Below are 13,003 nucleotides of genomic sequence, written 5' to 3'. Positions count from 1 at the left end.
GTGGGCAAAGATGGATTCGAACCACCGAAGTCGAAAGACAGCAGATTTACAGTCTGCCCCATTTGGCCACTCTGGTATTTGCCCTTTTTTGCTTTTGAGCACCTTTTACTTTCACTTAAGCAGGTTTGTTTCTCAATTGCGGTGCAAAGATACAACTATTTATTTAAACTCCAAACAAAATCGATCATTTTTATTGCAGTAATTGCACATTCATCTCCTTTATTACCCAGCTTACCACCGGCTCTATCTTCTGCTTGCTCCATTGTATTGGTAGTAATAAGTCCGTAAATAACTGGTATATCGCCTGTTGCATTTAATTGGGCAACTCCTTGTGTTACTCCCATACAAACATAATCAAAATGTGGGGTATCTCCTTTTATTACGCAACCGATTATTATAATTGCATCCACGTCGCAATTTTCCATCATCTGGTTAGCTCCGAAAGTAAGTTCAAAACTTCCGGGTACTGTCTTTACCAGAATATTTTCAGTTTTTGCACCATGTTTCTTTAATGTATTTACTGCACCATCCAACAATGCACCTGTAATTTTATCGTTCCATTCAGAAACAACAATACCAAATTTCATCTCTTCTGCATTAGGAACAGAATTGAAATCATAGTCTGATAAATTGTGATAAGCTGTAGCCATAATCATTATAAGTTAAAAATAAAGAGTGAAAAGCTACTGCGCTACAAGGCTACAGAGTACTTTTCACTCTTCACTATTGGTTGATACTTTATTTACTTTTTCAGCAATTTAGCCTGCTCGATATATTTATCGATATCCATTGCTTGATAAGACTGGAAGTATTTATCCTTAATGGTTGTATATGCTTTGATCGCTTCTTCTGCTTTTCCCTGTTTTACCAGGATTTCTCCGGCTTGCAACAAGTAGATAGGACTCAATGTGTTGCTATCTGCTTTGTCGGCAGCTTTCAATAAAGAAGAAACTGCTTTGTCAAGCTGATCCAGTTGTGCGTAGCAATTACCGGCAGCAGCAAGAACGGCAGGACCCACCATTTGATCTGTTCCGTCAAAATCATTCAGATATTTAATTGCCTCATCATATTTGCCCATATGTGCATAGCAGATGCCTGCATAGGCTTTAGCCAAGTTAGCGGCTTTGGTTCCGCTGAAATCACTGGCAACTTTCAGAAAACCGGTGTAACCGATACTGTCACCATTTAATGCTTGCTCGAAATTATCCTGTTCAAACAGTTCTTGACCTTTGAAAAGAGCAGCTTGTGCTTTCTCTTCACGAGGTTCGGCATAAAGGTGTTTGTACATGATGAAACCTGCTACGATAATAATCACGGCAACAACTCCGCCGATGATTGCTTTTTTGTTTTTGATAAGAAATGCTTCCGACTGTGTCAGTGCATCTTCCACATTCATTTGTTCATTGTGGTGCTTTTGTTCTGCCATTTTTATATGATTCTTTTTTGTTATTATTCTGACTTTGATATTTCGACTCGCAAAAGTAGTTTTTTTATATCTACAAACGAAATTTAGAGGCATCTTTTTTTGTTTTACACCCTAAAACCACGAAAATCTTTCTACTTTTGTAACCAACTTAATGTGTAAACATGATACTGAAACGCATATCCATACTGAATTATAAGAATCTGGAGCAGGTAGAACTGAATTTCTCTGCTAAGCTGAATTGCTTTTTCGGACAAAACGGAATGGGGAAAACAAACCTGCTGGATGCTGTTTATTTTCTTTCTTTCTGTAAGAGTGCCGGCAATCCGATTGATTCGCAAAACATACGGCATGAACAGGACTTTTTCGTAATACAGGGATTTTATGAGGCACCGGATGGTACGCCTGAAGAGATTTACTGTGGTATGAAGCGCCGTGCTAAAAAGCAGTTTAAACGTAATAAAAAGGAATATAGCCGTTTGTCCGATCATATTGGCTTTTTGCCTTTGGTGATGGTTTCGCCTGCTGATTCGGAACTTATTGCGGGAGGGAGTGATGAACGTCGTCGTTTTATGGATGTGGTTATCTCTCAATATGATAAGGAATATCTGGAAGCATTGATCCGTTATAATAAAGCATTGGCACAACGTAACACACTATTGAAAAGCGAACTTCCGGTAGAAGAGGAATTGTTTCTGGTGTGGGAAGAGATGATGGCGCAGGCAGGTGAGGTAGTGTATCGCAAGCGGGAAGAGTTTATCCGGGAGTTTATCCCGATTTTCCAGTCTTTTTATTCTTATATTTCACAGGATAAGGAGAAGGTAGGATTGTCATACGATTCTCATGCGCGTGATGCCTCTTTGCTGGAAGTATTGAAAGAGAGTCGGGTACGTGATCGGATTATGGGATATTCTTTGCGTGGCATTCATAAAGATGAACTTAATATGTTATTGGGAGATTTTCCTATAAAAAGAGAAGGCTCTCAGGGACAGAACAAAACGTATCTTGTGGCATTGAAGCTGGCGCAGTTTGATTTTTTGAAACGTACCGGTAACACTGTTCCTTTGTTGCTGCTGGATGATATCTTTGATAAGCTGGATGCATCACGCGTAGAGCAGATTGTAAAATTGGTGGCAGGAGACAGTTTTGGACAAATATTTATAACGGATACGAACCGGGAACATTTGGATCGCATATTATATAAAGTAGGCAGTGATTATAAAATGTTCCGGGTAGAGCAAGGTGAAATCAGTGAAATGAAAGACAGGGAAGTATGAAAAGGAATAATGCCGAGCCAATCGGAAAACTGATTCAGCAGTTTCTCCGCCAGGAAAGTCTGGAGTCTCCTCTGAATGAACAACGGTTATTGGATGCCTGGCCACAGATATTGGGGCCGGCAATCGCTTCTTATACAAAAGAGTTATACATTCGTAATCAAATACTTTATGTACATCTTACCTCTGCTGCACTCCGTCAGGAATTGATGATGGGACGTGAATTATTAGTCCGTAATTTGAATCAAAAGGTGGGAGCTACGGTGATTACAAATATTATATTCAGATGAAAATACCTGACTGAAAACGATAAATTAACAGTGTGTATCTTTTCTAAGCAGTACTTCAAATTTAGTTCATACTATGTGACAGCGTTTTATTGAAACGCAAATGATCGCAGATTTTCGCAGATTAAATGGCTGTACTATATTTGAGCGATGATATGCTTTGCGTGAATTTGCGCTCATCTGCGTTTCTATAAACCATTGCCTGGCGTACCTCCCCGTGCGGGAAGCACATCACCGCTCGGTGTTGTACTTTGGCTTTCTCAGGAAGGAACGTTCCTTTCCCTGGTGAGCAGCCTTGTTTTACATGTACATGTCGTGCTGTCCCACATGTGCATGTCGTACTGTCCCACATGTGCATGTCGTACTGCTTTACATGTACATCTAAAACAATGTTACACACCGAGGCTTCCTACGATACTCTATAAGACAGGACTTTATTGATACGGTGTAAGAGCCTGATGGTAACAGCAGAGGTTATTAAGCTCAATGCTGATTGGGTTAAAATAGAATTTCAACTACTGATTCGCATAAAGACTATATCTTTGATAAAAGTTTATCAATAAAAGTGCTTTATCGTGCTACTTTGGCTGTTACCGTCTCATTATTATTGAGATATACGTTTACTATCAAAACCTGTTTTTCATGTATAGGAATTTCTATGGAGTTCTGATTTACGCTTATATCTTTTATTTTTTGTCCTGATAGATCTGTAATAATGATCCTTTTTATTAATATCCGGGATGCTATCCGTACATGATTTCCTTCAATGAAAATTGAAGCATTTGCAGAACCTGTTTCAGAAAGGATACCGGTAGGAGGGGATGCTTCTTCCACATACGGTTCTCCGATAGGCATTATTTCATAAAGAACCGGTATATTGTCTTTATTCCAACTAATCTTTAGTTGCAAGATATTCTTCAAATCGGAGACTGGAACGGAAGTACAGGGAGCATCCAGTTCTCCTTTGGCAATCCATTTTCCATTGGCATATATCATTATGGTAGGCTTAGTGCTTGCGGACGTGAACATGCTGTTATGAAAGATTTGAATTTCATCTATCGCAAGGTTCTCAATAAAACGATAGATAATATGCCCTTCTCCTTTGCCTTTATAACCCGACGAAAGGCTACGGTCGTCCAGTAAAGCCACCAGATTTCCTTCATTGTCTTCCGCGACAGGAGTGATACGGGCACCTGTCACTTCAAATTCTGCTAATTGAAACCAGTCTCCTCCTCCCACAGATTGCAGATACAAGCGAACGTATCTGGCAAACCGGCCATTGGCATTACAAGTATATATCTTATCTGAAATATCCGAAGAAGTGAATGCTTTTATAGTTGTCCAACTCTGTGCATCATCAGAGATCTGAATCTGTGCTTCTCCTGTAGGCGTATCTCCTTCGGTAAAATGCAGGGTGATCTGATAACGGGCTGCGGACGAACCAAAGTCCAGTTGGATATATTCACCTGCCTTTTGTGCCTTATCACTCCAGAATTTTGTGGAGTAATTTCCGTCTATTACATTCTTTATATTGTATGTTTGGTAAGTTCCCATATTCGTTGTTACGTTTATAGGAACTGAACTTTCTGAGGCTGGCATTCTGAATGAGATTTCATTTATTGGAATAGCATGTGTGGATTTACTTTTGTTTTTGATGCGGAAATAAGCCATTTCCTGAGCAATGCTATGGTCCGGTATAAAAGTACTCCACTCTTTTCCATTCATAGAATACTCTGTAGATAGCGTACTTGTAAGATTTGTGGGCAGAAACTCGACTGCCACTTCTTTGATTGCATTAAAATAGATGCCTACGTATTCTTCCGGTTTTAATGTAACAGTGTTCAGACCGGATAATCTTGTCATGTCATTCGTTTCAATGGATACCCCCGATAAATTGTAGATATTGGTGATAATTTCCATCTCGCGTGATCTGTCCGGAAGTCGCGGAGCATAATCCTTTATTTTATCAGCCAGGAAATCTACAAACGGGTCCAGATATTTGGGAGTTGGCTGAACCTCTTTAAACACCTCGTATGTGCTGGTACCTTTACCTTCAAACACACTCAACAGAAAGGCAGAATCAGTGTGTATCTTTTGTGCTTTTGCCTGAATCTCAGCAAAGTCTGTCCATGCAGAAAGCCCTGCATCGTTCTTCATAAAACTGATTGACTTGACAACAATATCTGTCATTGATTCCACCTTGGCAAGCCAACTTTTTATATCTTCATAAAACAGGTTATACTCCTGGTTTTCACTCTCTTTTAATGATGCTAATAATTTGCAGGCAGCATTCGCTTTTTTCATCTCATTTATTAGTTCCGTAGCGTCAGGTACATTGCCTTTGGAATAAGATGATTGGAAAGCTGTATAAAGAGGTGCGAACTTTTCGCCTTCCGGTGTTCGCGTATCATGAGTGGTATATGCGCTTACTATATTAATAAAGGTTTTAAGTACATCTCGTAGTTCCGGTTCTTTCACTATAGAAGCAAGTGAAGCTTCCCAATTATCGGATCCGTTGAACTTTGAAGGATTCCATGAGTAATCTGCTGCACCGAATAAGGCTATTTTAGAAGCTTGTCCCTGATTCATGGGGTTTAATATCAGTCCTTGCAGAGAAGAGACCGGGCTTTTATCCTCTATACTCCAGCGTGCAGTGAGTCCGTGCATATAAAGAAATTCGTCATAATCATCGTTTACCGGATTGTTCCACCACATGACCGGGTTGCGTCCTATCAGATCTGCCATCCGATCGCAAGCACTGCCCCGGATATTAGAAAAACAGTCGTAACCAGTGAAGGCTACCACCACATCTTTATGTATGTTTTTGAAGGCCGAAAGTGTTCCGGTACCGTAATTCAATGCATATTGGGTGGGAACAAATAATAAAGGCCCCACTTTGTCGTCTTCAGTGACTCCGGTTTTGTTGAACTTCTCATATAGTTTTGTCTGAGTCTTATCTGCCAATTCCGATTGATTGTACGGATGGCCGCTCATGTCATCGATAGATACACCGAAGTGTCGTATTCCTAACTTATACAAAGCATCAAATTTGTGTATAATGTCTTCGATTCCAGGATCTAAATTACTGAAATTTATACCTCCACCTTCCAATGCCGGATGAATAGACCATACGAAATCCACATTGCAGGCTTTGGCTTTGGCAGCCAGTCTGCGTAAATCATCTTGTGTGACCAATCCCATATAGCGTTGCTGATCTGTCAGGGTTAATGGATAGTCTTCCCGCCACTTTCCTGCATGATAAGGATCTGCTTTAGGACCATAGACAAACATATTCATTTTATATCGTTTGCAGTAATCCAACAGGCTGAGTCTGCTTTCCACGCTATATGGATGTCCGTAGAAACCCTCAACAATACCCCGGTATTGAGTGTGGGCATAATCCTCAAAAGTGGCGGCTGATAAGTGGTTGTTATCGGCTTGTTCCAGTATTTGTTCCAATGTGGCCAGACCATAATAGGCTGATCCGTTATTATCACCCAGAATGAGTATATCGCCTTTACTATGGTTCTTATTTATCTGCAACAGATAAGGATCGAATTTATTGGATGTAACGTTGAAAACATCTTCAGAGAGTGAATGGGTAGATGCATAATTGTCGGCAGTTTCTTTAGAACCGTTGATTCCTATAAGAATATTTGTTTTATCATCAGTAAGTACATCACTGATCGTAAAATTGATTCCGGCATTAGTCAGAACCTCTTGAATACGATTACTGATAATTTCATTTATTCCGGATTCCTTAATAAGATTTACTTCCCGGGTCATTTCTATACTATTGCCATTCATGGTTGTTTTTTGTGGGATAGGATAGATGCTATACGTTTGTGACCTGAGTGTAACACAACACAATAATAGAGTGAATAAAAGGATATTCTTCATGGTACGGGTGGTTTTTAAGAAAAGGTTGTCTTTAATAATAGACGGTTGGAGAATAAGTAAAGCTACTCCTCGTCTTTTAGTAAAGCAGATAAGATAAAGATGTCCCTAGTAAAAAATAAATTTTTTCAGTATACACTCTCATCAGACAAAAGTGTACACTCTTTTGGGCTATACCTTAAATTTGTCTACCTTTGCATCACTAAAAAAGATAAAAGGATGATAGTTTGCATTGCCGAAAAGCCCTCAGTGGCACGTGATATAGCTGATATTTTGGGTGCCAGAGAACGGAAAGACGGATACATAGAAGGAAACGGATATCAGGTGACATGGACCTTTGGTCATCTTTGTACACTGAAAGAACCACATGAATATACGCCTAACTGGAAATCATGGAGTCTGGGTAGTCTTCCGATGATTCCACCGCGTTTTGGAATAAAACTGATAAGTAATCCTACCTATGAAAAGCAGTTTCGTACAGTTGAATGGCTGATGCAAAGCGCAGATGAAATCATAAACTGCGGTGATGCCGGACAAGAAGGAGAACTTATTCAGCGCTGGGTGATGCAAAAAGCAGGAGCCCGTTGCCCGGTGAAGCGTCTTTGGATTTCCTCATTGACGGAGGAGGCCATAAAAGAGGGATTTGCTAAATTAAAGGATCAGTCGGAGTTTCAATCGCTCTATGAAGCCGGAATGTCCCGTGCTATAGGCGACTGGCTTTTGGGCATGAATGCTACCCGCCTGTACACGATCAAGTATGGTCAGAACAAGCAAGTATTATCTATAGGACGCGTACAGACACCTACACTGGCGCTGATTGTGAATCGGCAATTGGAGATCGAGAACTTCCAGTCTAAACAGTATTGGGAACTGAAAACAACTTATCGGGATACTGTTTTTTCGGCTCTTATCCGGAAAAGTGATGAAGAACTGGCAGCAGAAGAAGAAAAATCAGGAGGGAAAGTAAAGCGGACAGAGAATCCGGGCATTGATCCCATTGCCAATCGTGAAGAGGGGGAAGCCTTGGTAGAACGTATTAAAAATCTGCCTTTCACAGTGACTTCCGTAGTCAAAAAAGATGGTAAAGAGTATGCTCCCCGTCTTTTCGACCTGACCTCGTTGCAGGTAGAGTGTAACAAGAAATTTGCTTATTCGGCTGACGAAACATTGAAACTGATTCAATCACTTTATGAGAAGAAAGTGACCACCTATCCGCGTGTAGACACTACTTTTTTGAGTGATGATATTTATCCGAAGTGTCCTAACATTCTAAAAGGGCTTCGTGACTATGAGTTGCTGACCGCTCCTTTGGCTGGTGTTACTTTACCCAAATCTAAGAAGGTGTTTGATAGCTCGAAAGTGACTGATCACCATGCTATTATCCCGACCGGGGTACCTCCACAGAACCTGACGGATATGGAACGCCGGGTGTTCGATCTGATAGCACGGCGATTTATTGCTGTGTTTTATCCCGATTGTAAAATATCTACTACCACCGTAATGGGTGAAGTAGACGGAATTGAATTTAAGGTAACCGGTAAACAGATTCTGGAACCTGGATGGCGGGTTGTTTTTGCCAAAGATGTGAAAGACCCTACCGAAGAGAAAGAAGGAGAAGAGGAGAATGTACTTCCAGCCTTTGTAAAAGGTGAGAATGGCCCTCATATCCCTGATTTGAATGAGAAATGGACTCAACCCCCTCGTCCTTACACCGAAGCTACTCTGCTTCGTGCTATGGAGACGGCTGGTAAATTGGTAGATAACGACGAACTTCGGGATGCATTGAAAGAGAATGGCATCGGACGTCCGTCTACCCGTGCTGCTATCATTGAGACATTGTTCAAACGTAACTATATCCGTAAGGAAAAGAAGAATCTGATAGCTACGCCTACAGGTGTAGAATTGATACAGATTATTCATGAGGAACTTCTCAAATCGGCTGAACTAACCGGAATTTGGGAGAAGAAACTTCGTGAGATAGAAAAAAAGACTTATGATGCCCGCCAGTTTCTGGAGGAACTGAAACAGATGGTTTCGGAGATTGTGACGAGTGTGCTGTCTGACAATACCAATCGGCGTATTACCATTCAGGAAGCGGTTCAGATAGAGGAGGCCAAAAAGAAAGAGCCAAAGAAAAGAGAACGTAAGCCTGCTGCTCCTAAAGAAAAGAAACCGAAAGTGGCTTCAACTACCGGGGCGTCATCTGTACAGCAACCACCCGTAGTGTCTACAGATGTTCCTTCAACTCCGGCAGTCACTCCCGGTAATGTTGCAAACAATGATTCTTTGATCGGTCAGCCTTGTCCTCTTTGTGGCAAAGGAACAATTATAAAAGGTAAGACAGCTTACGGATGTTCTGAATGGAAGAATGGATGTGGATATAGGGTAGTGATTAAGGAATAGTGATGAGTGATTAGTGATAAGTGATTAGCGGCGGTGCTATATACCGCATGGTACTAATCACTCATCACTAATCACTCATCACTAATACAATATTTCTCCCTTTATTCTGTTTATATATAATGTCTATGTACCGTAAACTCATCTATATACTTGCCCTTTTCTTGCTTGCTTCCTGTGGAGCAGGGCGTAGCTTGAAGAAAGCCGAGCAGAGTTATGCTCGTGGCGAATATTTTGATGCAGCTAAATATTATCGGAAAGCTTATGCCGGTACTCCTCCCAAACAACGAAAGCTCCGAGGCGAGATCGCTTATAAGATGGCAGGCTGTTATCGTCTGATAAACTATAATGTCCGGGCAAAGGGAGCTTATATGAATGCAATCCGTTATCATTATCCGGATTCAGTTACTTTCTTTTATCTTGCTGAAAGTCAGCGTAAGAATGGAGAGTATAAACCAGCTGTTTCTTCTTATGAAACTTATCTTCAATATCAGCCCAATGACACATTGGCGTTGAACGGACTTTTTTCTTGCCAACAGGCACAAGAGTGGAAAGAGCATCCTACGCGGCACATCGTAAAGCGGGAACCCATCTTTTTCTCCCGGCGTAGTGACTATTCTCCCATGTATGCGGGTGAAGATGCCGATATTGTCTATTTTACTTCTACCCGAAACGAAGCAAAGGGAAATGATTTGAATGGAATCACCGGCATGAAAAGCGCAGATATATTCTATTCTAAACGGGATGAAAAAAAGAACTGGCAGAAGCCGGAACCGTTGGAATCAGAAGTAAACAGTGAATTTGAAGACGGTGCCTGCTCCTTCTCTGCGGATGGTAAAACCATGTATCTTACTCGTTGCCGCACATCGCCAGAGGCACCGGTATATGCTGAGATATATGCCTCTTCACGAACCGGAGCCAATTGGGGAACGCCTACTAAATGTGCCATCCTGAATGATTCGCTTTCTTCTGTGGCCCATCCTGCTATGTCTCCACAGGGAGATTTTCTTTATTTTGTTTCTGATATGCCGGGAGGGTATGGCGGACTCGATTTGTGGCGGATCAATGTAGTTAAGGACGGTTTCGGGTATGTAGACAATTTGGGACCTGATATTAATACAGCGGGTGACGAGATGTTTCCTACGTTTGGTCCTAAAGGAGAGTTGTACTTTTCTTCTAATGGTCATCCCGGTATGGGAGGACTTGATATTTTCCGTGCCGATCTGGATTCTGTATCCGGTAGGTGGAAGGTAGAAAATATGCGTTTCCCGGTTAATTCCATGGGAGATGATTTTGGTATGACCTTTGAACCGGGACGTCAGCGGGGCTTTTTCTCTTCCAATCGTGGAGATGCCCGTGGTTGGGATCATATCTATAGTTTTGAGCTCCCTGAAGTTAATCATACCCTCACCGGATGGGTGTATGACAAGGAGGGGGATGCATTGCCCGAAGCAGTAGTTACACTGGTGGGTGACGATGGTACGTATCTGAAAATAGATGTGAAGAAAAACGGTTCGTTTGTCCAACGTCTTAATCCGGGACAACGCTATGTAATGTTAGCTTCTTGCCGTGGATACTTGAATGGCAAACAGGAACTTGTCACAGATACTGCTCAGGTAGACCGCAACTATGAAGTTGAATTTCCATTGGCTTCTATTACCCGTCCGGTACTTATCGAAAATATCTTTTATGAATTTGACCGTGCCGACCTTACTCCTGCATCGGCAACTGCACTTGATGAACTGATTCGTCTGCTGAATGATAATCCGAATGTGACTATTGAATTGGCAGCTCACTGTGATTATAAAGGAAATGATGCTTATAACGAACGCCTTTCTCAGCGTCGGGCGGAGTCTGTTGTCCGTTATTTAATTAAGGGAGGAATTTCTACAGACCGACTTACTGCGAAAGGATATGGAGAGAGCAAGCCGAAAGTAGTGAATAAATCAGTATTGAAATCGGCTCCTTTCCTTAAAGAAGGTAATGTGCTGACAGAGGAATTCATAAAGACTCTTACTCCGGAGCAGCAGGAAATTTGTAATGCTATCAATCGCCGTACTGAATTCCAGGTATTGCGTACTACTTACGGGTTGTATAAATAAACCTGTCTTTTGATAAACCAGTTCTTCTTATTGATTGTTCTTATTGAAGAAGTAGATATAAGATTGAGTTCACCACAGAGGACACAGAGGGCACAGAGTTTTATTTATCTGATGAAACGCAGATTAAAAGGCTGTAGTTCTTTATCATACATTTGTTTCCCTTTGCGAAAATCTGCGTTCATCTGCGTTTCGATAAAGATTTAAAACTCTGTGAAACTCTGTGCTACTCTGTGGTGAAATACCGTACAGAAATAAAGCGACTTTATATCCGGCTTATAACTTTTTAATAAGATAATAATGATGAAAGTAACAAAGAAAATGGTTGCCTTGACGGCACTTGTTGCTGCGTTCTCAATAGGAATGCAGAAGTCCGAAGCTTGTACCCGTGCTGTATACATTGGCCCGGAAAATATGGTTGTGACCGGACGAACAATGGATTGGAAGGAGGATATAATGTCCAATCTTTATCTGTTTCCTCGTGGCATTAAGCGGGTGAGCTATGATAGGGGAGAGGCCTTGAATTGGACTTCCAAATATGGAAGTATTGTCGCCTCCGCCTATGATATGGGCGCCTGTGATGGAATGAATGAGAAGGGGCTTGTAGCTAGCTTGTTATTTTTGCCGGAATCTAACTACATTCGCCCGAATGATACCCGTCCGGCAATGGGAATTGCCATCTGGACACAATATGTACTTGATAACTTTGCTACTGTACGTGAAGCCGTGGAAGAGTTAAAGAAAGAAACCTTCCGTATTGACGCACCTAATCTGCCCAATGGTTCAGCTTCTACTTTGCATATGGCTATTACGGATGAAACCGGAAATAGCGCTGTGCTGGAATATATTGATGGGAATCTTATCATTCACGAAGGTAAAGAATATCAGGTGATGACGAATTCTCCACGTTATGATCTTCAGTTAGCTGTCAATGATTACTGGAAAGAAGTGGGTGGGTTGCAGATGTTACCCGGTACAAACCGTTCGAGTGATCGTTTTGTACGTGCCTCATTCTATGTGCATGCCATTCCTCAAACAGCTGATCCGAAAATTGCCGTTCCCAGTGTATTAAGCATAATGAGAAATGTATCTGTTCCTTTTGGTATTTCTACTCCGGATAAACCTCATATTTCTTCCACCCGCTGGCGTTCTGTATCCGATCAGAAGAATAAAATATATTATTTTGAATCGGTCATGACTCCTAATCTGTTTTGGTTGGATTTGAAGAAAATCGACTTCAGTCCCAAAGCCGGAATCAAGAAACTGACCCTCACCAACGGAAAGATTTATGCAGGAGATGCTGTAAAAGATTTAAAAGACAGCGACTCATTTGTATTCTTATTCCAAACCCCTGTGATGTAAAACAGTAAAAATCAATATGACGTTCATGCCTCATTAAAATCGGTTAAGAGCCTCGTGAACGTCATACTTTTCTGCAAAAGTACTCCCTTCCGGCATTGAGTATCTTTTAAAATTCGTTGTTTTATAATAATACAAAAGCAATCATTTCCTCTCTGCTTCCTTATTACAAAAGAATAATTTATCTTTGAACGGATTTTAATATCCCATCAAAATCAGAACAAAAATAAAATAACTATGGAACAACCATCACTCAACGACCAT

At 41.1% G+C, this 13,003-nt stretch carries 8 protein-coding genes and 1 tRNA gene; 5 read left to right on the top strand and 4 right to left on the bottom strand.

All coding sequences use genetic code 11. The features are described 5' to 3' along the window. Window position 1: 1 nt before the first annotated feature. The 3 genes from QX565_RS10390 to QX565_RS10380 all read right to left on the bottom strand — a co-directional run bounded on the left by QX565_RS10390 (window position 2) and on the right by QX565_RS10380 (window position 1,426). Window positions 2–84: transfer RNA gene (locus QX565_RS10390), tRNA-Tyr, on the bottom strand. A gap of 71 nt (window positions 85–155) precedes the next feature. Further along, window positions 156–650 carry a 6,7-dimethyl-8-ribityllumazine synthase gene (ribH, locus tag QX565_RS10385; RefSeq protein ID WP_002559422.1) on the bottom strand — a complete coding sequence of 165 codons (495 nt, stop codon included), beginning with the start codon at window positions 648–650 and terminating at the stop codon, window positions 156–158. Between the two features lie 92 nt (window positions 651–742). Further along, window positions 743–1,426 carry a tetratricopeptide repeat protein gene (locus QX565_RS10380; RefSeq protein WP_221649334.1) on the bottom strand — a complete coding sequence of 228 codons (684 nt, stop codon included), beginning with the start codon at window positions 1,424–1,426 and terminating at the stop codon, window positions 743–745. Between the two features lie 161 nt (window positions 1,427–1,587). On the opposite strand from QX565_RS10380, the gene recF reads away from it, so the two are divergent. Next, entirely contained in the window at window positions 1,588–2,700 is a 1,113-nt protein-coding gene (gene recF, locus QX565_RS10375) for a DNA replication/repair protein RecF (RefSeq protein WP_289292710.1), read from the top strand. Continuing rightward, window positions 2,697–2,987, top strand: a complete 291-nt coding sequence (locus QX565_RS10370; RefSeq protein WP_002559425.1) for a DciA family protein — start codon at window positions 2,697–2,699, stop codon at window positions 2,985–2,987. Before recF ends, QX565_RS10370 begins: the two co-directional genes overlap by 4 nt. A gap of 567 nt (window positions 2,988–3,554) precedes the next feature. Here QX565_RS10370 and QX565_RS10365 read toward each other — a convergent pair. After that, the gene (locus QX565_RS10365) at window positions 3,555–6,884 is read right to left on the bottom strand and encodes a glycoside hydrolase family 84 protein (protein ID WP_289292709.1); all 3,330 of its coding nucleotides are present in this window, start codon (window positions 6,882–6,884) and stop codon (window positions 3,555–3,557) included. Window positions 6,885–7,100: 216 nt separating this feature from the next. Here QX565_RS10365 and QX565_RS10360 point away from each other — a divergent pair, with 216 nt between their 5' ends. The 3 genes from QX565_RS10360 to QX565_RS10350 all read left to right on the top strand — a co-directional run bounded on the left by QX565_RS10360 (window position 7,101) and on the right by QX565_RS10350 (window position 12,742). After that, window positions 7,101–9,284 carry a DNA topoisomerase 3 gene (locus tag QX565_RS10360; protein ID WP_289292708.1) on the top strand — a complete coding sequence of 728 codons (2,184 nt, stop codon included), beginning with the start codon at window positions 7,101–7,103 and terminating at the stop codon, window positions 9,282–9,284. A gap of 125 nt (window positions 9,285–9,409) precedes the next feature. Next, window positions 9,410–11,383: a PorE family type IX secretion system protein gene (gene porE, locus QX565_RS10355; RefSeq protein ID WP_263668032.1), complete on the top strand. Its 1,974-nt coding sequence runs from the start codon at window positions 9,410–9,412 to the stop codon at window positions 11,381–11,383. A gap of 300 nt (window positions 11,384–11,683) precedes the next feature. Beyond that, a complete protein-coding gene (locus QX565_RS10350; protein WP_502874519.1) occupies window positions 11,684–12,742 on the top strand; it encodes a linear amide C-N hydrolase in 1,059 nt (352 codons plus the stop codon). Window positions 12,743–13,003: the final 261 nt, after the last annotated feature.

The sequence above is a fragment of the Bacteroides sp. 41_26 genome, assembly GCF_949740115.1.
GTDB lineage: Bacteria > Bacteroidota > Bacteroidia > Bacteroidales > Bacteroidaceae > Bacteroides > Bacteroides nordii.
The sequence above is the reverse complement of the archived record's forward strand: the minus strand, read 5'-3'. Positions and strand labels throughout refer to the sequence as shown.